We start from the raw sequence: 21947 nt of genomic DNA, 5'->3' as shown, positions 1-21947 counted from the left end.
AGCCGGCATTGGACTGCATGTCGAACCGCTTGCTACTACTCAACGTGCGTTGTCGAGTACTCAAGGTGCCATAAGTCACTGTGACGGAAAACCGACGGTTGACGCTGGATGGCTGTTGGAAAGCATTCGGTTAGTTTTCCGGTCCAGTGCACGGGACCGGCGACTTCCCGCGCAGCCACCCCCGTTCCCGCCGCCGTCGCCGGAGGAGATCGACGATGACGAACCCCGCCGCCCCGGCCAGCACCCGGCCGTCGGGGCCCGGCGTCCTGCTGCCCCTGCTGCTCACCGTCGCGCTACTCATCCCGGTCGGGGTGCTCTTCGGGCAGGTGTGGCGGGACGTCGACGCCGACCGGACGTTCGCGGCCCGGGAACGCGACGGGGTCGGCTACCTGCGCGCGCTGATACCGGTGGCGACCGCGCTGGCCGACGCGCAGACGACCGCTCTCACCGGTCGACCGACCAACCGGGAGGCGGTGGACCGGGCCGTCCAGAACGCCGCTGCGGTCGACAGTCGGCTCGGTGGCGCGCTGCGCACCCAGGAACGGTGGGCGGGCCTGCGCGCCAAGATCGAGGCGTTGCCGGAGCGTCGGCTCGCCAACCCGAACGACACCCTGACCGCGTACCGGGAGACGACGGACCTGCTGCTGGCACTCTTCGACAAGGTGCGGGACAGTTCCGGACTGGTCCGCGACCCGGACGCCGACGCGGCCCAACTCCAGCAGGCCGCCGGCCGGGACCTGCCCACCGCGCTGATCGCGACGGGCCGCCTGGCCGACGCGGTGGCGCTGGCGCCGGCCCGGCCGAACAGCGAGGCGATGAACACCGTCGCCGACCTCACCGCCGCCCGGCTGGCCGCGCTGGGATCGGTCAACGCGGTGGTGAACGCGTTGCGTTCGGCCGTCGACAGCACCGAGAGCACGGAACTGGGCGGCAACGTGCTGACCAAGTTCGACCGGTACCAGCGGGCGGCGGAACAGCTGGCGTTCACCTCCGCCCAACCACCGGCCGCCGCGCCGAAACAGCCCGCCGGCACGGGTTCGACCGACGGGACCGGCGCGAAGGGCACCGACGCGGCCGATCAGCCGACGGCGGGCACCGGCAACCCGGTCGGTCGGCTCCCCCTGCCGGACCCGGCGAGGGTCGCCGCCGCCCGGGCCGACACCCAGGCCGCGGCGGTCGACCTGTCCACCGTGGCGCTCACCGAACTCGACGCGCTGATCGCGGCCCGGTCGGACCGGACGGACACCGGCCGCTGGCTGGCCCTCGGCGCCGCCGCCCTGGCGGTGCTGGTCGCCCTGGCCGTGCTGACCTGGGTCGTGGTCACCATCCGGGCCAGGCCCGCCGGCCGGCGGGCCGCGACCGGCGACCTCCCCACCGACCCCGAGCCGGCGCCGCCGCCCGCGGAACCGTTCGGCGGTCAGCGCCGCTGGGAACCGCTGGCGGCCGACTGGTCCGACCCGGGGGCGACCGGGCTGAACAGCCGGCCGGCACCGACCGGCGTGGGCTCCCGGGACAACCAGCCGGCGCACTGGGGACGCAACGATGCTGCTCGATAGGCTGCGGATTCGCGGCAAACTCGCCCTACTGGTCGTCGTGCCGCTGCTGAGCATGGTCGCGATGGCGGTGCCGGTCGCGATGGACCGGTTCGCCGCCGCCGGACGGGCCTCGGACACCGCCGATCTGGTCCGGATCGCCAGCCGGGTGGGCAGTCTGGTGCAGGAACTCCAGCAGGAACGGCTCATGTCGATCGGCTACCTGCTGAACGTCACCCCGCGCACCGACCTGGCCCAGAAGTCGGCCACCGTCACCGACCTGACCGCCGAGTTGCGCGCCGACTTCGGCGACACGATGACCGGCCGGCTGGCCAGCGCCCTGGAAGGGGCGGGCCGGCTGGCCGAACTCCGTACCGCCGTGCTCGCCCGACGGGCCAGCATGGACCAGGTCATGGACACCTTCGCGCCGATCAACCTGGCACTGATCGACGCGCTCCAGTTGCCCTTCGCGGTCGATACCCGGACCACCGCCGGACGCCAGGTGCTGGCGCTGGACCAACTGCTGCGGACCGACGAGGGGCTGAGCATCTCCGCCACGCTGGGGCCGCAGATCGTGGCCACCAGGAGCCAGCGGAGCACCGCCGCGTACGTCAACGTCCTGGGCTCCCTCACCGTCAGCAGCAAGGCCTTCCTCGCCCTGGCCACCCCGGAGCAGGTCGCCGTCGCGGTGTCCGAGACGGAGGCGGTCACCGCCCGGACCAACAGCGACCTGCTCACCATCGCCGAGTCGGACCCGCTCAAGGCCCTGCAGGACATCCCGCTGGAGGCGCTGTTCCCCATCGCCTCCTCGTTGATCTCGCTCGGTCAGTTCGTCGAGAAGAAGGTCGCGGTCGACGTCATCGCCGAGGTGACCAGGCAGCAACGGCAGGCGACCGTGGCCGCGTACGGCGTCGCCGGGGTGGCCCTGGTCACCCTCCTCGTCGTGGTCATGTTGAGCCTGCTGGTCGCCCGTACGGTGGCCCGGCCGCTGACCCGGCTCACCCGGTCCGCCGACCGGGTGGCCCGGCTCGCCGAGGAGGAACTCGTCCGGGTCGCCGACGACGAGACGGACTCCCCCACTCCGGTACGTCTCGATCCGGTCGACATCCGGGGCCGGGACGAGATCGGCGACCTGGCCCGCGCCTTCGACCGGGTGCAGGGCACCGCCGCCCGGCTGGTGGAACGGCAGGTCGCCAGCCGGCGCAACGTGGCCGAGATGTTCGGACACGTCGGTCGGCGTACCCAGAACCTGGTGGGCCGGCAGCTCTCGCTGATCGACCGCCTGGAGCAGCGGGAGACCGACCCCGCCCGGCTGCAGGACCTCTACCGCCTCGACCACGTGTCCAGCCGACTGCGCCGCAGCGCCAGCAGCCTGGTGGTGCTCTCCGGGTCGCCCGGCACGGACAGCCACACCAAGCCGCTGCCGCTGACCGACGTGGTCCGGCTGGCGCTCGGCGAGATCGAGGCGTACACCCGGGTCGACGTGCTGGTCCGGCCGGACCTCATGGTGGCGCCGGCGGCGGTCGGTGACCTGGTGCTCACCCTGGCCGAACTGATGGAGAACGCCACCGCCTTCTCCCCGCCGCACACCAGGGTCACCGTCACCGCCGAACGGCTGCACCGGGGCGCCCGGATCACCCTGGTCGACCACGGTATCGGCCTGACCGACGAGCGGCTGGCCGAGGAGAACGCCCGACTGACCCAGCGGGAGCGGCTCGACCTGGCACCGACCGAGGTGCTCGGCCTGTTCGTGGTGGGCCGGCTGGCCCGCCGGCACGACTGGCGGGTCGAACTGTCCCAGACCCCGGGCGGCGGGCTGACCGCGAGGCTGGAGCTCGGCAAGCGGTCCCTGCTGCCCAGCCTGCCGGACCCGGCTTACGACACGGACGGGGCCGGGCTGAAGACCGTCACGCTGATCCGGGGCGGTGCGGAACAGGCCGGCGCGCTGCCCGTCCGGACCCCGCGGGTGGAACGGGCCGGCGCGCTGCCGGTCCCCGCGGAGCCGGTCGCCGCGGAGCCGGTCGCCGCGGAGCCGGTCGCCGCGGAGCCGGTCGCCGCGGAGCCGGTCCCCGCGGAGCCGGTCCCCGCGGAGCCGGTCGCCGCGGCGGAGCGGGGGGCGCCGGCGGACCAGCCCGACCAGACGCCGCCGTTCGACCTGGTCTTGCTGCGCCGGGCCACCCGGTCGCTGGAGCAGGGCAAGCCGTGGGACGCCTTCGGGCATCTCACCAGCGCGTCCGAGCCGGCCCCGGCGGCCGCTCCGACCGCCGGCCCGACCGCCGGTACGCCGGCCCCGGCGTCCGCTCCGACCGCCGGTACGCCGGCCCCGGCGACCACCCCGACGTACCCGGCAGTCGGCTCGGCACCGGTGCCGGCGACGTCGGACCGGGCCGCACTGCGCCAGCGGGTACCCGGCGCCCAGTTGCCGGCCGGCGGATCCACCCGAGGCCCCGCGGAGGGCGGCAACGTCGACCCGAACGGGGTACGCGCCCTGGTCGAGGAGTTCGAGGCCGGGGTGCGCCGGGCGGAGCGCGGCTTCGCGGCGCCGGCCCGACGGACCGCGCCGATCCCGTCCGTGCAGACCCGGCTGTACCGGCGGGTGCCGGGCGCCACGCTGGATCCGGACGCCCCCGCCACCCCACCGGCCCGGCCGCCGCTCGCCGACCGCCCGTCGGATCCGGAGGAGGTACGCGACCGCATCAACCAGTTCGAGCTCGGTGTCGCCCGCGCCCTGCGTGAGATCAGTTCAGCCCACCGCAACGAAGAGGGAACCCTATGACCAGCCCCTTCATCCAGAACCACGTCGAGCTGCAGGCCGCGCAGAACAGCGGCGAACTCAGCCCGGAGGCGCGTACCTTCAACTGGTTGCTGGACTCGTTCACCTCCGGCACCGCCGGGGTGCTGGAGGCGATCGCGGTGTCCTCCGACGGCCTGCTGATGGCCATGTCGGCGATCCGGGACCGGTCCAACGCCGAACGGCTCGCGGCGGTGGTGTCCGGCCTGACCAGCCTGGCCGGTGGCGCTGCCGGCTGGTACGCGCTGGGCGGGCTCAACCGGGTCATCGTGGACATGGAGGAGGGATACCTGCTGGTCAGCTCGATCAGCAGCGGCTCGGTCCTGGGCGTGGTGGCGGACCGATCGGCCAACCTCGGCACGGTGGCGTACGAAATGACCCTGTTCGCGGGTCGGGCCGGCAGCGCCCTCACCCCGCGGCTGATCGTCGAGTTGAAGAACTCCGTCCAGGCATGACCGCGCCGTCTGCCGAGCCGCCGGGACCGGAGCCGCAGGTGCGGATCCGGCCCTACCTGCGGGCGCCGGCGGCCGGTGGGCCGATCCCCGCGACCCCCACCGACGGAGATCGGCCGACCGGTGACGACGGACCACCGGCACCACCGGGACTACGGCCGTTCGTGCTGACCTCCGGCCGGGTGGCGTGCATCGACCCCAAGATCGGCGTGGAGACGCAGGTCACCGCGCGGGAGCCGGACCCGTCCCGGCCGGCCACCGCACTGGCCGAGTTGACTCCGGAGCTGCGTGGCATCGTGACGCTGTGCGGCGAACCGCTCTCCGTGGCCGAGATCTCCGCCCGGCTGCGGTTGCATCTCGGCGTGACGAAGATCCTGGTCGGCGACCTCCGGGCGGCCGGCCACCTGGACGTACACACCAGCGACGTCGAGCCCTCCCTCGACCCGGACATCATTATGCGAGTGATCGATGGACTTCGTGCGATCTCCTGACTGGCCGGCCGCCGCGGGCACCGAGCAGGCCGGCAACGCCGCGCCGGGTCGCTACGGTTCGCCGATCGGCGAACCGGTACCAAACGGCAACGGTCAGCCTGTCGGTTTCCGGGCCGGGGCCAGCCCGCCGCCATGGCCGGGCCGCGCGGGCATGGCCGGCGGCGACGCCGGTCGAGCCCGGCTGCCGGCGCCGCCGTCCCGGGCCGAGTGCCGGGCCGCGCCGCCGGTTCCGGTGAAGGTCCTGATCGCCGGCGGGTTCGGGGTGGGCAAGACGACCGCGGTGGGTGCCATCTCCGAGATCGACCCGTTGACCACCGAGGCGGAGATGACCGCCGCCGGGATCGGGATCGACGACCCCGGCGTACGGTCGGCGAAGACGACCACCACCGTCGCGATGGACTTCGGATCCGTCACCATCGACAGCAGCCTCAAGCTGTATCTGTTCGGCACGCCCGGGCAGGCGCGGTTCGGTTTCATGTGGGACGACCTCGCCCGGGGCGCGCTCGGCGCACTCGTCGTGGTGGACAGCGCGCGACTCGACGATTGTTACCCGGCAGTCGACTTCTTCGAGCGCGCGGGGATACCCTTCGTTGTCGCGGCGAACGCCTTCGACGGGCACCTCGTACACGATCTCGACTCGATCCGCTGGGCGCTGGCAGTCGGCGAACACGTGCCGGTCCTGCGGTTCGACGCGCGGGACCGGTTGTCCGTACGGGATGCTCTGCTGGTGCTCCTCGACCGGGCCCTGGCCCGGGCGATGCAGCAGCGGCCCGCCTGAGGGCCGGGGAGGGTTCGGCGCGCGACGGGAAGGAGGTTCGGGATGCGGGGCGAATTGGACGACGCGCTGGCTCGGATGGCGCGCATGGAGGAGTTGCAGCGGCGCCTGGCGAACGGTGCGCCACGCGACCTCCGCGCTTCCGGCGAACCGGCCCAGCAGGACCGGCCGCCGACCGATCAGCGTTACGAGCCCCACCCGCCCGTCGACCCCGCCGTCCGGCCGTGGTCGGCGGTGGACGACGTGGTCGAGGCGGTCCGGCTGGTGGTCGGGCACCATCCGCAGCTCGCGGTCACGCTGTGGGCGGAGGACGGCACCACCGGCGCGGCCGTCCGCGTCGAGTGGGTCGACGGGGTGGTCACCGTCACGCCCGACGAGGAGCCGGTGGCGATGCCCTCGGCCGGCGCGCCGCCACCGTCGTACCCGATGACGGTGCAGCCTCGGGCGCAGACGCCGACGGCCTGGACGCCGCCGACCGAGGAGGGCGCCAACGCCTCGGCGGCCCGCCTGGCGGAGATGATCCGGCGCAACCCGTCGCTGCTGCGCGCCGACGACGACCGCCGCTGACCTCGCGGCCGGGCCGGCGGGCGGCGGGCCGATAGTCTCGGCGGATGGCCGAGCGTGAACTGACCCTGACCGCGAGCCTGCGACCGGCCGCGCTGGACGCCCGGCGCGGCATCGTCCGGCTGCACCCCGAGGTGCTCACCGCGCTCGGGTTGCGGCCGGGTGAGCCGGTACGCCTCGCCGGCCGCCGGATCACCGCCGGCATCGCCGTACGGGCCGAGCCGACCGCCAGCCGGGGCCTGCTCTACGCCGACGACCTCATCCTGGGCAATCTGGGCATCCGGGACGGTGGGCAGGTCACGGTCGCGCCCGCGCCGCTGGCCGCCGCCCGGCGGGTCACCCTGACCGGCCCGGTGGAGATCACCGCCGCGGTGACGCCGGAGATGCTCCGGCTGGCGCTGCTCGGCAAGATGGTGACCGTCGGGGACGACGTGTCCCTGCTGCCGCAGGACGTGCTGCCCGACGCGGCGGCGCGTGGGCTGGTCGAGGCGGCCCGACGCAGCCTGGCCAACACCGTCGGCTACGCGTGGACCAGCACCCTGCTCACCGTGACCACCGCCGAGCCGGAGGCCGCGCTGGTCACCATGGACACCGTGGTCGGCTGGCGGGACGGTCAGGTCACCCACGGCTCGACCGCCGCCGACGTGCGGGCCGGTTCCGCCCGTCCCGGCCCGCCGGACGGCCCGACCGGGATCGTCGCGTCGAGCCACGACACCGGCACCGTTTCCGCCGACGCCGCGGTGACCGGACCCGCGCCGACCGCCCCGACGCCGGTCGCGGCCGACACCGGGCCGGCGCCGAACGTCGAGGACCTGCCCGGTCTGCGGGCCCAGGCCCAGGAGTTGACCGAACTGCTCGACCTCGGCTTCCACCACCGTGAGGTGCTGACCCGGCTGGGCACCGCCGTCTCGCTGGGCGTACTGGTCACCGGGCCGGCCGGGTCCGGCAAGACCGCGCTGGTCCGGGCGGTGGCCGGCGAGGTCGGCGCCCTAGTGCACCCGCTCTGGGCGCCGGAGGTCGCCGCGCTGTCGAACGACTCCGCGGCCCGCCGGCTGCGCGAGGCCGCCGCCGCGGTCCGGGCCGGTGGGCCGGCCCTGCTGCTGGTCTCCGACGTGGACGCGCTGGCGCCGCGCGACCAACCCGGCCCGCTGGCGACGGTGTTCCGGCAGGTGCTGGCCGAGACGGTACGGGCCGGCGCGGCGGTGGTCTGCACCAGCAGCCGCCCCGAGTCGGTCGACCCGGCACTGCGCGCCCCGGCCCTGCTGTCGCTGGAGATCGCCGTACCGCTGCCGGACACCGCGCTGCGCCGGGAACAGTTGACCGTGTTGACCCGCGAGGTGCCGCTGGCCGAGGACGTACGACTGGACGAGGTCGCCGGGCGTACCCCCGGTTTCGTCGCCGCCGACCTGGCCGCGCTGACCCGGGAGGCCGGGGTGCGGGCCGCCCTGCGGCAGAAGGACGCGCCGACGCCCACGGTGGCGATGGCCGACTTCGCGGCGGCGCTGGAGGTGGTCCGGCCGACCTCGATGGCCGGCTCGGCGGACCTGGAACTGGCCGAGGTCACGCTGGCCGACGTCGGCGACATGGTCGAGGTCAAGCAGACCCTGACCGAGTCGGTGCTGTGGCCGTTGACCTACCCGGACACCTTCGCCCGGCTGGGCGTCCGGCCGCCGCGCGGGGTGCTGCTCTACGGTCCGCCGGGCTGCGGCAAGACCTTCCTGGTCACCGCGCTGGCCGGCAGCGGCCGGGCCAACGTGTTGTCGGTCAAGGGCGCCGAACTGTTGACCAAGTGGGTCGGCGAGAGCGAACGCGCCGTCCGGGAACTGTTCCGCCGGGCCCGCGAGGCCGCTCCCACGCTGGTCTTCCTGGACGAGGTGGACGCGCTCGCGCCGGTCCGCGGCCAGGCCACCGACGGCGGTACGACCGACCGCGTGGTCGCCGCGCTGCTGACCGAACTGGACGGGGTGGAACCGCTGCGCAACGTCGTCGTGGTCGGCGCCACCAACCGCCCCGACCTGGTCGACCCGGCGCTGCTGCGGCCCGGCCGGCTGGAGCGGCTGGTCTACGTACCGCCGCCGGACGCCGACGCGCGGCGGGAGATCCTGACCGCGGCGGCGCGAGCGGTGCCGATGGCGTCCGACGTGGACCTGGCCGGGCTCGCCGGTGAGCTGGACGGCTTCTCGGCGGCCGACTGCGCGGCGCTGGTCCGCGAGTCGGCGCTCGCGGCGATGCGCGAGTCGCTGGAGGCGTCCACGGTCACCGCCGAGCACGTGGCGACGGCGCGCAGGCGGGTCCGGCCGTCGCTGGACCCCGGCCAGGTCGCCTGGCTCGCCGCGTACGCCGAACAGCACGCCACCGGCTGAGCGGATCGGTGAAATTTCGGCGGAGGATGTCAAGGCGGCCCTCACATGGGTTAGCGCTGGTCGGGCTACTCCGCGACGTAGACCCCGCTGCCAGGCACGCCGACGGCCAGGCCGCGAGCCATGGTGCGTCCACGGTGCGAGTGGCGGTCCGGGCGCGGCGGGCTGTCACGCTTGCCCCTGCGGTGCCCGGGGTGTTCACGGCATGCGATAGAAACCCGCCCGGGCCCGTCGTCGGGGAGTGAGCGACGGGGCCAGGGCGGGCCGCTACTCGATGTGCGTGCGGGGGCGTGCCCATCCGACGATGCGGTTGAACAGGCTGCCAGGGTCCGGGCCGTTGTCCGGGTGAAGGCGGTTCATGTCTTCGATTGCCTCGTGGAGGAGGCCGCACAGGTAGATGATCAGCGCGGTGCGGTCGTCGCCGTACTCGGCCTTGAGTTTCAGACGGGCGGTCGGGCACGGCCAGTTTTCCGAGCAGGCGCGGCACAGCCACAGGGGCCGGCGCGGGACGTGGGGCGGGCGCGGGGCCGGGGTCACCTCGCGGCCTCGGTACAGGTGCAAGGGCATGGCGGGCCTCCGGTCGAGCTGCGGGCCGACGAGGTAGGTGGGGCCGCCCCGCGCTCCCGAACGGGGCGACCCGCGCGGTTCCGCCCGTGGTCGGTTCGGGTCCGATGCCTGATGCCGGTCAGGCGCCCGAGCGGTCCCGCTGACACATCCTGCCTCGGGGTTGCGGGATAGCTACACCGCGTAGCAGTCTGTACTAGGGGCATAGCTGGATATCCTGATTGGAGGCACGGATCTATGCGAAACCGCACCGTACAGGCGGCCATGGCCGCTGCCGGACAGACTGCGGACAGTCTCGCTGAGCGGATCGGGGTCGATCCCAAGACAGTCGCGCGCTGGGTCACCCAGGGACGGATACCGCAGACGCGATACCGGGCGCAGGTCGCCGGGCTGCTTGACCGCGACCCAGAGGAACTGTGGCCGGACGCCGGCCGGCGCGGGCAACCGGCGTGGGTCCGGCAGTGGATCGAGATCGAGCGGACTGCCGTGGCTCTGCGCTGGTACGAGTCCGCCGTCATCCCCGGACTGCTCCAGACCGAGGCATACGCGCGTGCCGTGCTCGCCAGCGGCCCGCGTGCCGGCGACGCGGACGACGACGTAGACGCCCGGATGCGCCGGCAGGTCGCCGTGTTCGACCGCAGCCGGCCGCCGCTGGCCGTCTTCGTCATTGACGAGGCGGCGTTGCGCCGGGGGCCGGTCGACATCATGGCCGCGCAGCTCGACCACCTGGTCGACATGGCCGAGAGGACAATGATCAACGTCGTGCCGTTCTCGGCCGGGCTGCACCCGGGCCAGGCGGGACCGTTCGTCATCGCCACGACGCCGGACGGTGAGGACGTCGGCTACCTGGACGACCAAGAGGCCGGGCGCGTGACATATGACGTTGCGTCGCTGCGGGCGGTCTGGGATACCGTGAGGTCGGTAGCGCTGCCGCGCGACCTGACCACCGACTTTCTGAGAGCGCGATCATGGCTGAGTTGACCGGCGCCCAGTGGCGCAAGAGCACCCGCAGTAGCTCCAACGGCGGGGCGTGCGTGGAGGTTGCCGACAACCTCCACGGCGTTGTGCTCGTCCGCGACACCAAGGACCGCGACGGCGGAACGCTGACCTTCGGGCCGGCGCAGTGGGCGCAGTTCGTCGCGTTCACCAAGGGCCGCTGAGCCGCAGACGACGAAACCCCCGGTACCCATGGCGGGCGCCGGGGGTTTTTTGTGGGCGGGGCCTTGATGTACTGCGCCCGGTCGAAACGCCAGGCGCCGGGAGCCATCGCCGCCACGCACGCCGACGCGACCACCGCCGAGCAGACCAATTGGCCGCAGGTGCACGCCCTCTACCTGATCCTGGAACGGATCGCACCCAGTTTGATGGTCACCCTCAACCGGGCCGTCGCGCTGGCCGAGGTCGAGGGCCCGGCGGCCGGGCTGGCCCTGCTGCGCACACTGGACGGCGACGAGCGGATGGCCGGGCACCACCGGTTGCTATCCGTCCGGGCGCACCTGCTGGAGCAGGCGGACGACCCGGCCAGGGCGTACGAGCACTACCGACGCGCCGCGAAGGCCACCGCCGGCCTGGCCGAGCGGCGGCACCTGCAGGCCCGCGCCGGCCGGCTGCGTCGGGCCGGCCAGCAGTCCTGACCGTGGCCGTCGGGTCCGGCGGCGTGGTCGTCCCGGGACGGCCAGGTGAGGCACCGGGCCGGCCCCGAAAAAGCGTTGACGCAGAAAGATCTTGATGAGAGAGTTGGCGCCGACTCGCGCTCGGCGCGACCTCCGACGAAGGATGATGCCTGTGATCTCGGCGACCGGCAGCGGCCATCCTGGGTGCTCCGAAGGCTGACGGGCCACGCCGGCCCGCGCCGGCACACCTCATCGTTCCGCTGCGTTCCCTACACCTTGCCGCGCCCCCTTGCGTGGGCGCGCGTCCGCAGCGTCTTCCCACCTGACATGAGGTCATCCTGATCATGGACAACATCGTCCAGAATTCTGTCGTCGTCAATCTGTCCCGTCGACCCGCGACCGTCGAGGTCGGGCCGTTCGTCATCGGCTGGGACCCGGGCACCGACAGCCGTTACGTCAACTACGCCACGCCCCGGGTCGGCGCGGCCGTCCGGGCGGCCGACGTGGTTGCCCTGGTCGCCGCGTTCCGGCGGATCGACCGGGTGCCGCGCCTGGAGTACGTCACCAGCTGCGCCCCGACCCTGGAGGAACGCCTGCTCGCGGCCGGTTTCACCGTCGAGGCCCGGCACGACTACCTCACCTGCACGCCCGAATCCCTCGTCCTGCCGGGCGTACCGGCAGGGGTCGAGATCGCCGAACCCGTGACCGACGACGAGTGGGCCGGCGTGATCGCCGCCCAGAACGAGGCGTTCGGCGGCGAACCGGTGGCCACCCCGGAAGACGTCGCCCGGCTGCGGCGTACCGGGGAGGCCGGCGGGGTGGTGCTGTCGGCCCGCGACGTCGCGGGCCACCACCTCGGCGGCGGGGCGGCGAGCCCGCCCGGAGCGGGAGTTTCCGAGGTGACCGGTATCGCGGTCCGCGAGCCGTACCGCCGACGCGGCATCGCCGCGGCGCTCACCGGGGCGATCACCGAACGGCTGTTCGCGACCGGCGCCGATGCCGCCTGGCTGGAGGCGTCCGGCGAGAACTCGTGGCGCGTCTACGAACGTGTGGGCTACGCGCCGACCGGCAAGCGCCTTTACTTTGCACTCGATGGCACGACCTCGGAGGGGAATTGACATGGGTTCCGTCGTCCGACACATCACGATCGACTGCGCGCCACCGCACGAGCCGTACGAGTTGGCCCGGTTCTGGGGCGAGGTGCTCGGACGTCCGGTGGACGCGCAGGATGCGCCCGGGGACGACGAGGTGGCCCTCGACGTACCGGTCGGGCAGCCGACCCTGCTGTTCGTCCGGGTCCCGGAGGCCAAGACGGTGAAGAACCGGGTGCACCTCGACCTGGAGCCGGACCAGCCGCGCGACCGGGAGGTGGACCGTATCGCGGCGCTCGGGGCGCGGATCGTCGACGATCGGCGCAAGCCGAACGGGCGGGGGTGGGTGGTCTTCGCCGACCCGGCCGGCAACGAGTTCTGCGTCGAGATCAGCGCCGCCGAGAAGGACGCGATCATCCGGGGGCAGCAGCCGGCCGCCGGCTCGGACTGACCGTTCCGGCGGCCGCCGGGCGTACGGGCGACGGCCGTACGCCCGGCGGCCGATCGACCGATCCGTCGTTGGCCGGTACGGCAGCGGGTCACCGCAGAACGGTTGAAGAATAGGAGATCGGCGGTGACCGGGCATTACCAGTGTCGGTGGATCTGACACGCCCGACCGGCAAAATAGCGGTTAGGCATTTTCGCCCGGCTTTACTGACCAATCGATTGATTGACCGCTCACGATTTTCCGCCACCGAAACCGGTATTCGGCCGGCGCCGGGCGGCCGGCTTCGCCGGACCGGCCCGGCCGCGACCGGGCCCGGCGAGCCGAAAGTGCTGGTCAGACCCGCCTGGGCCGCCGTCGCGGACAGCACGGGCCGGGAGCCGGATTCGCGGATTTCGCCACCGCCTATCGGCATTTTCCCCTCGATAAGCAGGTTCGACGGCGCTGTCAGGTTCGTGTGACATCCCCGTCCCGGTTATTGGACAAACAAGCTGCGGGTATCCGACAGCGCCTTGTTTACGTTCCGGTACGGTCATTTGCCATGCGAACTCGTGTGGCCCGGTTAACCGGGCGGGCCCTCGAACTTCGCTTGCTCGACGAGGCACTCGCCGAATCGCAGGCGGGTCGAGGATCGGCCATCTTCATTACCGGCGAGGACGGCATCGGCCGGTCCCGGCTCGCCCTGGAGGCCGAACAGCGGGCCGCCGCCGCCGGCATCCGGGTGCTCCGCGGTCGGGGCAGCAGCGTCGGACCGGTGACCCCGCTGCGACCGCTCACCGAGGCACTGCTGTCGCTGCTGCGCGGAGCGGATCCGCCGGACGTCGCCGGGCTCGGCCCGTACCTGCCGGTGCTGGGTCGGCTGGTGCCGGACTGGATCAGCCGGGGCCCGGAACCCGACGGCGAGTCGATGATCATCCTGGCCGAGGCGGTGCTGCGGCTGACCGCGGTCGCCGGTCGGGACCGGGGCTGCCTGCTGGTCCTGGACGACCTCCAGGACGCCGACCCGCAGACCCTCGCGGTGGTCGAATACCTCGCCGACAATCTCGGCGAACAACCGACGGTGCTGCTCGCCACCGTACGGGACGAGCCCGGACCGGCCCTCGACCTGGCACACACCGCGACCCGCCGGCCCGGCCGCACACTGATCACACTGGACCGGCTGACCCGCGACGACGTCCGCCGGTTGGCCGGCGCGCTGCTCGGCGGCGGGCCGGAACTCGTGACCGAGCCCCTGCTGGAGCGGCTGTGGACGGACAGCGCCGGCAACCCGTTCGTGGTCGAGGAGGTGCTGCGGTCCGTCCAGACCACCGGCCAGCTCGTGGTGACCGGCGACGCGTGCCGGCTGGCCGGGCCGGTCCGCCGTACCGTGCCGCCGCGGGTGGCCCGCGGCGTCGTCCGGCGGGTGGACCGGCTAGGCCCGCAGGGGCGGCACCTGCTCACGGTGGCCGCGGTGCTCGGCTCCCGGTTCCCGGTCCAGGTGGTCCGCGCGGTCGCCGGGGTGGACGAGGAGCGGATGCACCGGCACCTCCGGACCGCGATGGAGTTCCGGCTGGTCGCCGCCGACCCCACCGACCCCGACTGGTACGTCTTCACCCAGCCGTACGCCACCGACGCGCTGCTCGGCCAACTGCTCCCCGCCGCCCGGGTCGAGCTGGCCCGGCGGGCCGCCGACGAGACCGAGACCCGACATCCCGGCCTGCCCGGGCTGTGGTGCGAACTCGTGGCCGGCCTGCGGCTCGACGCGGGTGACGAACCGGCGGCCGGGCGGCTGCTGGCCGAGGCCGGGCGGCGTGCCCTCGTTGGCGGCGACACCGGCGACGCCATCGGCCTGCTCGACCGGGCCCGGCAGCTGTTGCGCGACGACCCCGACCCGGCGGTGCAACTGCGGGTGGTGGACGCCCTGCTGCAGGCGCTGACCGGGGCCGGGCTGCTCGACCGGGCGTTCGCCGTCGCCGACGCGATGGCCGGCCGGGAGTGGGCCCCGAAGGACCGCGCCGGGCTGCACGTACGGTTGGCCTGGACGGCCCTGGTCGCCGGCCGGTACGCGGACGGCCTGGCCGAGGTGGCCGCGGCCCGCGCGGCGTTGGGCACCGGGGCCACCGCCACGGAACTGGCCGCCGTCGACGCGGTCGAGGCGCAGCTGACCCTGGAGTCGCCCGGTGCCGATCCGTTCGGCGCGGCCGAGGCGCTCGCCCGCCGATCGCTGCGGGCGATCGACGCGGACCCGGCCGGGCCGGCGACACCGACCGGCGCCGCCGCCGAGGTGGCCTGCCAGGCCTGGCACGCACTCGCGACGGCCGTCCAGCGACGCGACCCGGACGAGGCCACGGTCTGCCTGCACCGGCTGCGGCGGTTGGCCGCCGACGCCCGACTGCCCCGCTGGGGCCTGTACGCCCGGGTGCTGCTCGCCGCCGACACGGCCCTGCGCGACGGCGATCCCGGTCCGTTGCGCCGGGTCCGCGACGAGGTCGCCCGCACCGGCACGGTGGCCGCGCAGCATCACACCGACGCGGTGCTGGCGCTGCACGAGGTGCTCGCCGGCCGGTACCCGTCCGGGGTGGTGGACCTGACGGACCGGTTGCGTCGTGCCGACCAGCTCCGGCTCGGCCACGCGGCGCGGGAGCTGCTGGTCGCCCGGGCGGTGCTGGCCGCACACCGCGGCCGGTCCCGGGAGTTGGACGAGGTGCTGCGGGAACTGCGCTGGCGGGGCGACGGTGGCCGGCACGGGCCGGTCGTGCACGGGCTGGCCGGGGTGTTCGGCGCGCTGCTGCAGGAGGACCGGGCCCGCGCCCGGGCGGAGCTGCGCCGGGCCCGGGCCGCCGGCGACGACCCGCTGGGCGGGTGGCAGGGCATCGCGCTGCTGCTGGACGCGCTGGACCGGGTGGACGACCCGGCCGGCCCGGCCCCGGGCGCCGGGCGGACCCGGTGGAACCGCTGCTTCGGACAGCTCGCCGAGGCCGTCCGGCACGGTCGGGACGGCCGGCCGGACCGGGCCGAGGCGGTCGTCGCGGCGGTCGAGGGGGTCGCCGCGGCGTACCCGATGGCGTTTCACCTGGGCCGGCGGCTGGTCGCCGAGGCCGCGCTGCGCGACGGGTGGGGCGACCCGGCGGCCTGGCTGCGGGAGGCCGAGGAACACTTTCACTGCGCCGACGTGCCGGCGGTCGCCGCCGCCTGCCGGAGCCTGCTGCGGCAGGCCGGCGCGCCGGTCCGGCAGCGCCGCAGCGGCTCGCTCCGGGTGCCCGCCGCGCTGCGCGCGATGGGCATCACGGTCCGGGAGTACGAGGTGCTGATCCTGCTCGGTGAGCGGCTGGGCAACCGACCGATCGCCGACCGGCTGCACATCTCGCCCCGCACCGCCGAGAAACACGTGGCCAGCCTGATCAGCAAGACCGGGGCACCGGGCCGGGGCGCGCTGTGCGAGGTCGCCGCCGGCCTCGCCCCGGACCGCTCGGACACCGGCCGGGCCGGCCTTCGTCCGAGGTAAGGCCGGCCGGGCCTCCGTCCGATGTGGGAGGCCGGGCCGGCCGTGCCCGGCGGTCGGGTCAGAGGGCGCGGTAGGCGCCGCCGTTGACGTGCAGCACCTGACCGGTGAGGTGGCCGGCCGCCGGGCTGGCCAGGAAGAGCACGGTCGCGGCCACGTCGGCGGGCGTACCGGCGCGCTTGTTCAGCGTCGCGGCGACCAGCCGGTTGGTGCGCTCCTGCGTGAGCCGGCCGCGGAAGAACTCGGTGTCCACGGTCAGGCCGGGTGACACCACGTTGGCGGTCACCCCGCGCGGCCCGAACTCGGTGGCGACGCTGACGCTCCACGCCTCGACGGCGGCCTTCGCGGCGCCGTAGGCTCCGGCGCCGTTGCGGGCGGCGATCGAGCCGAGGGTGACGATCCGTCCGCCGTCGGCCAGCCGCGCCGCCACGGCCGCGGTGACCAGCACCGCCGACAACAGGTTGGCGTCCAGGTTCGCCCGGTACGCCGCGGCGAGCGCGACCAGGTCGTCGTCGTCGGCCGCGGGCTGGACGAAGTCGGTGTTGCCGCCGGCGTTGTTCACCAGGACGTCCACCCGCTCGGGCAGCTCGGTCAGGGCGGACGAGACGGCGGCCGGATCGGTCGCGTCGAATGCGACCGCCCGGGCCGACCCGCCGAGCCGCTCGACCGCGGCGTCCAGCCGGTCCTTGCGCCGGCCGGTGACCACCACCCGGTCGCCCGCGGCGACGAACGCCTCGGCGATCGCGTAGCCGATACCCGTACCGCCTCCGGTGACGATGACATTACGCATGACGGCGACGGTAGGTGCCCGCCTCGGCACCGCGCAAGGGACCCCGACGACCCAGGTCACCATCCCGACACCGGTCACACCGAGCTACCGGACGGTCGCGGATCTACCCATATTCGCCGATCGGCCGCCGGGCCGCGCCAGCAGCGCGGATCGTCGCCGACCCGCCCGTGCCGGACCCGGAGAAGCCTGTCGCACCGCCCAGGACAGTCACGTTCCGTCACCACGGTCGGCAAATACGGGTAGCGGTTACTCATGCCGGCACCTCGGCGCGCCGTCGATGCTCGTCCCCGGCCCGGCGACGTCGGGCCGGTGTCGACCGCGTGGGGGAAGGCCGGACAGCGAGATGCCCGAGGATGTGCGGCGGTACGAGTACCGCTACCGAGAGATCGTCGAACCGGACTGGCGCCGGTTTCCCGGCTGGTGGAACGTCACGCCGGCGCAGTGGCGGGACGCCCAGTGGCAGCGCGCCCACTGCGTGAAGAACGAGCGACAGCTGCGCGAGGTGATGGGCAACCTGGTCGACGACGCGTTCTACGCCGACCTCGCCACCGACCAGGCCCGGCACGCCACGATGTCGCTGCTGCTGCCGCCGCACGTGCTGAACACGATGGTGCCGGACGCCGCGCCCGACGCCGACCGGCTGTACGCCGACCCGGTCCGCCGGTACATGCTGCCGGTCGCCTCCGACCGGCACCCGCACTGGCCGAGCCACCCGTACGCGACCCGCGACTCGTTGCACGAGGCGGAGATGTGGGTCCGGGAGGGGCTGACCCACCGGTACCCGACGAAGGTGCTCGCCGAGGTCGTCTCCACCTGCCCGCAGTACTGCGGGCACTGCACCCGGATGGACCTGGTCGGCCCGTCCACCCCGCAGGTGGACAAGTACCGCTTCGCGCTGCGGCCGGTCGACCGGCTGGCCGGGATGCTCGACTACCTGCGCGCCACCCCCGGCGTACGGGACGTGGTGGTCTCCGGCGGTGACGTGGCCAATCTGCCCTGGCCGCGGCTGGAGGCGTTCCTGGACCAACTGCTGAAGATCGAGTCCGTCCGGGACATCCGGCTGGCCAGCAAGGCGCTGGCCGGGCTGCCCCAACACTGGCTGGGCACCGAGGTACGGGCCGGGATGGCCCGGGTGGCCGGCACCGCGGCCCGGCGCGGGGTGGGCCTTGCCGTGCACACCCACGTGAACGCCGCCCAGCAGGTCACCCCGCTGGTCGCCGAGGCGTCCCGGGCGATGCTCGCCGCCGGCGTACGCGACGTGCGCAACCAGGGCGTGCTGATGCGGGGCGTCAACGACAGCCAGGCGGCGCTGCTGGACCTGTGCTTCGCGCTGCGGGACTCGGCCGGGATCACGCCGTACTACTTCTACCTCTGCGACATGATCCCGAACTGCGAGCACTGGCGGCTCGCGCTGTCCCGGGCGCAGGAGCTGCAGGACTCGATCATGGGCTACCTGCCTGGCTTCGCCACCCCGCGCCTGGTCTGCGACGTGCCGTACGCCGGCAAGCGCTGGGTGCACCAGGTCGACCGGTACGACCGGGAGCTGGGCATCTCGTACTGGACGAAGAGCTTCCGGGGCCCGGTCGAGGAGGCGGACCCCGGCGCGGCCGACCGCCGGTACGAGTACTACGACCCGCTGGACACGCTGCCCGAGTCGGGCCGTCGGCACTGGCTGGCCGATGACCGGTCCGGCCTGCTGTCCGAACTCACCGCCCGACCGTAGAGGACGGAATCTGTCATGTGGTGGAACAACCCGCAGGCGCGGGACGCCTTCGAGACCGCACACCGGCAACTGCATGAGCTGACCGCTGCCGGCTTCGCCGCGGACGCCGTCCGGCGGGTCCAGCACGAGAAGCTGGACGCGCTCTGGGACCGGGCCGCCGCGGTGCCGTACTACCGTGACCTGCCCGGGTTCGCCGACCGGGAGCTGGACCGGCTGCCGGTGACCGGCAAGGACCTGCTGAAGTCCCGCCCGGCCGACTTCCTGCGGACCGACCTGACCGGCGCGGTGAAGTACTACGAGAGTTCCGGCTCGTCCGGGGTGCCCACGCCCACCCCGAGGCTGGCCGAGGACGTGATCGCCAACGTCATCGGGGTCAGCCCGCTGTGGCGGCGGGTGCTCGGCGCCGAACCGTCCCGGGTCGCCTCGCTGCTGCCGTCCGACGTGGTGCCGGTGGCCGACTTCGTCGCCGCGACCTGCGAGTACCTCGGCCACCAACTGCTGCGCGGTTACCCGTTCAGCGTCGGGATGTGCGACTGGGACCGGTTGACGGCGTTGTTCACCGCGTACCGGCCGGAGCGGGTCTTCGCCGCGCCGGGGGTGCTGGCCCAGTGGACCCGGATCCTCAAGACCCGGGGTGTGCTGGCCGAGGTCCGGGCCAGCGTCCGGACCGTCCTGCTGCTCGGCGAGGTGTGCCTGCCGGGCCAGCGGCGCAAGCTGGCCCTGGACTGGCAGGCCGACGTGCTGGACGTCTCGTACGGCAGCACCGAGACCGGCACCATCGCCGCCTCCTGCGAACGCGGCGGGTTGCACCTGCTCGGCCACGGGCACCTGGTGGAGCTGCGGGACGGCGACACGGTCCGCCCGGCCGAGCCGGGGACCAGCGGGGAACTTGTCGACACCACACTGAACAACCACGCCCGGCCGTTGCTGCGGTACGGCACCGGTGACTGGGTGGACGTACTGCCCGACCCGTGCGGTTGCGGCCTGCCGCTGCCCACCCTGCGGGTGCACGGCCGCGGCACCGACCGGGTCGAGCTGCGCGGCACCGCGCTGACCGAACACCTGGTCGGCTCGATCGTGTACGACGATCCGCGGCTCACCGGCTATCTCATCCAGCTCAAGGCCGACGGCAGCCGGGGCCGGCTGGTGCTGGAACGCGACGTCGACGTGACCGAACCGGACGAGGTGCTGGCCACCGCCGCCGCGAAGCGGTTCGCCGAGGCCGGCGTGGTCTGGGACGACGTGGCGGTGGTGCGCCAGTTGCCGGCCGGCAGCAAGTCCGGCGGCAGTCAGAAGAGCTGGAAGCGGACCAACCTGGTGACCGTCCCATGAGCGCCCCGACCGTCCGTTCCGGACCGGCGTCGGACGCGGTCGCCGTACCGGCCGGCGGACCATCGATCCGCGCCGGCGGCGGGCTGCCGACCGCCGACGGCCGGGTCCGCGCGACCCCGGACGGCGGCGGGCTGTCCACTGTCGACGGCGGTGCCCGGGTGCCCGAGGCGGACCTGTGGTGCAGCTACGCGGCGGTCCGGACGCTGCGCTGGCTGGGCGGCGCGCCGGCCGACCCGGACGCCGTGGCCGCGTTCCTGCTCGGCCGACGCAACGCCGACGGCGGGTACGCCTGGCAGCGCGGCCTGCCGTCGGACATCTGGGCGACGTACTACTGCACCCAGTCCCTGGTCGACCTGGGCCGGCCGGTGCCGGACACCGACCGGCTGGCCGACTGGCTGCCCCGGTTGCGGGCGGCGGACGGCGGGTTCGGGATGAGCCCGGGACAGCCGCCCGACGTGTGGGCCACCTACTACGCCACCCGCACCTACGCCGAGGTGCTCGGCGTACCGGTGCCGGACGTGCCGGGGCTCGGCCGGTGGCTGGCCTCCTGCCAGCACGAGCGGGCCGGCGTCGCCTGGCAGCCCGGCAGCCGGCAGCCCGACGTCCGGGCCGGCTACTACGCGGCGCTGGCCTGGCGGGCGGCGGCCGGGTCGGCACCGGTCCCGGTGCACCGGGCCGGGCTGGTGGACTGGCTGCGGCAGCGCCAGGACGACAGCGGCGGGATGGCCTTCACGCCCGGCGCGCAGCCCTGCTCGTGGGCGGCGTTCCGGGGCGTACGGGCGCTGGCCGCGCTCGGCGCGGCACCCGCCGACCCGGCCGGGTTGCGCCGCTGGCTGGCCGCCCGCCGGTTGTCGGACGGCGGTTACGAACGCTGGACCGGTTACGGCCGGACGGACGTCTGGTCCTGCTTCACCACGGTCGGCGCGCTGCAGACCCTGGCCAACGAGGCACCCGTGCCGGCCCGGCCGGACGACCGGGCCGACCTGCCTGACCTGCCTGACCTGCCCGACCGGGCCCGCCTGGTCGATCTGGTCCGCGGTTACCAGTTGCCCGGCTCGGGGTTCACCTACCGGGCGCCGGAGGCGGCCGGGGACAGCCTGGCCACCGCCGCGACGCTGCTGCGGACCCAGCCGGGCGACCAGCGCGCCGGTTCGCTGGCCGACTGGCTGCGGGCCGCCCAACTGCCGTACGAGGACGGCGTGATGTATATGCCCGGCCGCGGCGCGGAGATGCGCTGCACGCTGTGGGCGGTGGCCGCGCTGCGGGCGCACGGCCGGCGGCTGGACGTCGACCGGCTGCGCGGCTGGCTGCGCGACCTGCAGAACGTGGACGGCGGGTTCGGCTACTGGCACGGGCGGGGTTCCGACCTCACCTCCACGGTGTCCGCGCTGGAGACGGCGTACCTGGCCGGCCTGGACCTCGCCGCCACCCTGGACGTGCCGGCGGTCCGCCGGTTCCTGACCGGGCCGGCCAACCCGCACCTGCCCGGTCCGCTCCGGGCCGACCCGGCAGCGGGCCCGGGCCACACCGGGACGTCACCGGCCGCCGGTCCGACGGGCCCGACGGTGATCGGCACCGCGCAGACGGCCCGGGCGCTGGCGCTGCTCGGCGAGCCGGGCCGGGGCCGGGACCTGGCCGGCACGCTCACCCGGTGGGCCAGCCCGCTCGGCGGGTACGCCGCCGTCGCGCGGGCCGTGCCCGACCTGCTCAGCACCTACCAGGCGGTGCTCACCAGCACGGTGTTCGGCCTGCCCGTCGACCGGCCGGCGCTGCACCGGTTCCTGGCCAAGGTGCGCGCCGGCACCGGGTACGCCTGGAGCCCGCTCAGCCGGGAACCGGCCGGTCCGCTCGCCGGCTGTCTGGGCGCCGCCCTGGCCGCCTTCGTCGACGACGACGCCCCGGCCGGTGGCGCCCTCCCCCGACTGAATCTGTGAGGCGGAGTC

18 protein-coding genes are annotated in these 21947 nt (G+C 74.2%); 16 read left to right on the top strand and 2 right to left on the bottom strand.

Features of this window, described 5'->3' with window-relative positions; translation table 11 throughout:
• Positions 1–215 precede the first annotated feature (215 nt).
• The 7 genes from ACFOX0_RS00885 to ACFOX0_RS00855 are packed head-to-tail and all read left to right on the top strand — an operon-like array spanning position 216 to position 8968.
• Positions 216–1556 carry a hypothetical protein gene (locus ACFOX0_RS00885; RefSeq protein ID WP_377541435.1) on the top strand — a complete coding sequence of 447 codons (1341 nt, stop codon included), beginning with the start codon at positions 216–218 and terminating at the stop codon, positions 1554–1556.
• Complete coding sequence (locus ACFOX0_RS00880; RefSeq protein WP_377541434.1) at positions 1543–4308, top strand: sensor histidine kinase; 2766 nt, start codon at positions 1543–1545, stop codon at positions 4306–4308. The genes ACFOX0_RS00885 and ACFOX0_RS00880 overlap by 14 nt, the downstream gene beginning before the upstream one ends.
• Complete coding sequence (locus ACFOX0_RS00875; RefSeq protein ID WP_377541433.1) at positions 4305–4778, top strand: roadblock/LC7 domain-containing protein; 474 nt, start codon at positions 4305–4307, stop codon at positions 4776–4778. The genes ACFOX0_RS00880 and ACFOX0_RS00875 overlap by 4 nt, the downstream gene beginning before the upstream one ends.
• Complete coding sequence (locus ACFOX0_RS00870; protein WP_377541432.1) at positions 4775–5266, top strand: DUF742 domain-containing protein; 492 nt, start codon at positions 4775–4777, stop codon at positions 5264–5266. Before ACFOX0_RS00875 ends, ACFOX0_RS00870 begins: the two co-directional genes overlap by 4 nt.
• On the top strand, positions 5244–6044 hold the full coding sequence (locus ACFOX0_RS00865; RefSeq protein ID WP_377541431.1) for a GTP-binding protein: 801 nt from the start codon (positions 5244–5246) through the stop codon (positions 6042–6044). Before ACFOX0_RS00870 ends, ACFOX0_RS00865 begins: the two co-directional genes overlap by 23 nt.
• A 42-nt stretch (positions 6045–6086) precedes the next feature.
• Positions 6087–6608, top strand: a complete 522-nt coding sequence (locus tag ACFOX0_RS00860) for a hypothetical protein (RefSeq protein ID WP_377541430.1) — start codon at positions 6087–6089, stop codon at positions 6606–6608.
• Positions 6609–6652: 44 nt separating this feature from the next.
• Entirely contained in the window at positions 6653–8968 is a 2316-nt protein-coding gene (locus ACFOX0_RS00855; protein ID WP_377541429.1) for an AAA family ATPase, read from the top strand.
• Positions 8969–9232: 264 nt separating this feature from the next.
• Here the strand turns inward: ACFOX0_RS00855 and ACFOX0_RS00850 are convergent, their stop codons facing one another.
• A complete protein-coding gene (locus ACFOX0_RS00850; protein ID WP_377541428.1) occupies positions 9233–9532 on the bottom strand; it encodes a hypothetical protein in 300 nt (99 codons plus the stop codon).
• A gap of 234 nt (positions 9533–9766) precedes the next feature.
• On the opposite strand from ACFOX0_RS00850, the gene ACFOX0_RS00845 reads away from it, so the two are divergent.
• The 6 genes from ACFOX0_RS00845 to ACFOX0_RS00820 all read left to right on the top strand — a co-directional run bounded on the left by ACFOX0_RS00845 (position 9767) and on the right by ACFOX0_RS00820 (position 16162).
• Positions 9767–10510 (top strand): Scr1 family TA system antitoxin-like transcriptional regulator, encoded by a 744-nt coding sequence (locus ACFOX0_RS00845; protein ID WP_377541427.1) that lies wholly within the window; start codon positions 9767–9769, stop codon positions 10508–10510.
• A complete protein-coding gene (locus tag ACFOX0_RS00840; RefSeq protein WP_377541426.1) occupies positions 10498–10689 on the top strand; it encodes a DUF397 domain-containing protein in 192 nt (63 codons plus the stop codon). The genes ACFOX0_RS00845 and ACFOX0_RS00840 overlap by 13 nt, the downstream gene beginning before the upstream one ends.
• A gap of 51 nt (positions 10690–10740) precedes the next feature.
• Positions 10741–11163 (top strand): hypothetical protein, encoded by a 423-nt coding sequence (locus tag ACFOX0_RS00835; RefSeq protein WP_377541425.1) that lies wholly within the window; start codon positions 10741–10743, stop codon positions 11161–11163.
• Between the two features lie 323 nt (positions 11164–11486).
• Positions 11487–12260: a GNAT family N-acetyltransferase gene (locus ACFOX0_RS00830; protein WP_377541424.1), complete on the top strand. Its 774-nt coding sequence runs from the start codon at positions 11487–11489 to the stop codon at positions 12258–12260.
• A 1-nt stretch (position 12261) separates the two neighbouring features.
• Positions 12262–12684: a VOC family protein gene (locus ACFOX0_RS00825; protein WP_377541423.1), complete on the top strand. Its 423-nt coding sequence runs from the start codon at positions 12262–12264 to the stop codon at positions 12682–12684.
• Between the two features lie 535 nt (positions 12685–13219).
• Positions 13220–16162 (top strand): helix-turn-helix transcriptional regulator, encoded by a 2943-nt coding sequence (locus ACFOX0_RS00820; RefSeq protein ID WP_377541422.1) that lies wholly within the window; start codon positions 13220–13222, stop codon positions 16160–16162.
• A gap of 58 nt (positions 16163–16220) precedes the next feature.
• Here ACFOX0_RS00820 and ACFOX0_RS00815 read toward each other — a convergent pair whose 3' ends face one another.
• Complete coding sequence (locus ACFOX0_RS00815) at positions 16221–16949, bottom strand: SDR family NAD(P)-dependent oxidoreductase (protein WP_377541421.1); 729 nt, start codon at positions 16947–16949, stop codon at positions 16221–16223.
• Positions 16950–17226: 277 nt separating this feature from the next.
• Here ACFOX0_RS00815 and ACFOX0_RS00810 point away from each other — a divergent pair, with 277 nt between their 5' ends.
• From ACFOX0_RS00810 to ACFOX0_RS00800, 3 genes are read left to right on the top strand one after another with little or no spacing between them, the layout of a single operon-like run.
• Positions 17227–18672: a KamA family radical SAM protein gene (locus ACFOX0_RS00810; protein WP_377541419.1), complete on the top strand. Its 1446-nt coding sequence runs from the start codon at positions 17227–17229 to the stop codon at positions 18670–18672.
• Between the two features lie 15 nt (positions 18673–18687).
• Entirely contained in the window at positions 18688–20004 is a 1317-nt protein-coding gene (locus ACFOX0_RS00805; protein WP_377541418.1) for a phenylacetate--CoA ligase family protein, read from the top strand.
• On the top strand, positions 20001–21938 hold the full coding sequence (locus tag ACFOX0_RS00800; protein WP_377541417.1) for a prenyltransferase/squalene oxidase repeat-containing protein: 1938 nt from the start codon (positions 20001–20003) through the stop codon (positions 21936–21938). Before ACFOX0_RS00805 ends, ACFOX0_RS00800 begins: the two co-directional genes overlap by 4 nt.
• Positions 21939–21947 lie beyond the last annotated feature (9 nt).

Origin of the sequence: Micromonospora zhanjiangensis (genome assembly GCF_042650605.1) — a bacterium.
GTDB lineage: Bacteria > Actinomycetota > Actinomycetes > Mycobacteriales > Micromonosporaceae > Micromonospora_J > Micromonospora_J zhanjiangensis.
This window is presented reverse-complemented; position numbering and strand designations above follow the sequence as displayed.

What these genes read in the sequence shown, in the direction of transcription:
- ACFOX0_RS00885 (WP_377541435.1), top strand. Translation starts at nt 216, where the DNA reads ATGACGAACCCCGCCGCCCCGGCCAGCACCCGGCCGTCGGGGCCCGGC.
- ACFOX0_RS00880 (WP_377541434.1), top strand. Translation starts at nt 1,543, where the DNA reads ATGCTGCTCGATAGGCTGCGGATTCGCGGCAAACTCGCCCTACTGGTC.
- ACFOX0_RS00875 (WP_377541433.1), top strand. Translation starts at nt 4,305, where the DNA reads ATGACCAGCCCCTTCATCCAGAACCACGTCGAGCTGCAGGCCGCGCAG.
- ACFOX0_RS00870 (WP_377541432.1), top strand. Translation starts at nt 4,775, where the DNA reads ATGACCGCGCCGTCTGCCGAGCCGCCGGGACCGGAGCCGCAGGTGCGG.
- ACFOX0_RS00865 (WP_377541431.1), top strand. Translation starts at nt 5,244, where the DNA reads ATGGACTTCGTGCGATCTCCTGACTGGCCGGCCGCCGCGGGCACCGAG.
- ACFOX0_RS00860 (WP_377541430.1), top strand. Translation starts at nt 6,087, where the DNA reads ATGCGGGGCGAATTGGACGACGCGCTGGCTCGGATGGCGCGCATGGAG.
- ACFOX0_RS00855 (WP_377541429.1), top strand. Translation starts at nt 6,653, where the DNA reads ATGGCCGAGCGTGAACTGACCCTGACCGCGAGCCTGCGACCGGCCGCG.
- ACFOX0_RS00850 (WP_377541428.1), bottom strand. Translation starts at nt 9,532, where the DNA reads ATGCCCTTGCACCTGTACCGAGGCCGCGAGGTGACCCCGGCCCCGCGC.
- ACFOX0_RS00845 (WP_377541427.1), top strand. Translation starts at nt 9,767, where the DNA reads ATGCGAAACCGCACCGTACAGGCGGCCATGGCCGCTGCCGGACAGACT.
- ACFOX0_RS00840 (WP_377541426.1), top strand. Translation starts at nt 10,498, where the DNA reads ATGGCTGAGTTGACCGGCGCCCAGTGGCGCAAGAGCACCCGCAGTAGC.
- ACFOX0_RS00830 (WP_377541424.1), top strand. Translation starts at nt 11,487, where the DNA reads ATGGACAACATCGTCCAGAATTCTGTCGTCGTCAATCTGTCCCGTCGA.
- ACFOX0_RS00825 (WP_377541423.1), top strand. Translation starts at nt 12,262, where the DNA reads ATGGGTTCCGTCGTCCGACACATCACGATCGACTGCGCGCCACCGCAC.
- ACFOX0_RS00820 (WP_377541422.1), top strand. Translation starts at nt 13,220, where the DNA reads ATGCGAACTCGTGTGGCCCGGTTAACCGGGCGGGCCCTCGAACTTCGC.
- ACFOX0_RS00815 (WP_377541421.1), bottom strand. Translation starts at nt 16,949, where the DNA reads ATGCGTAATGTCATCGTCACCGGAGGCGGTACGGGTATCGGCTACGCG.
- ACFOX0_RS00810 (WP_377541419.1), top strand. Translation starts at nt 17,227, where the DNA reads ATGCTCGTCCCCGGCCCGGCGACGTCGGGCCGGTGTCGACCGCGTGGG.
- ACFOX0_RS00805 (WP_377541418.1), top strand. Translation starts at nt 18,688, where the DNA reads ATGTGGTGGAACAACCCGCAGGCGCGGGACGCCTTCGAGACCGCACAC.
- ACFOX0_RS00800 (WP_377541417.1), top strand. Translation starts at nt 20,001, where the DNA reads ATGAGCGCCCCGACCGTCCGTTCCGGACCGGCGTCGGACGCGGTCGCC.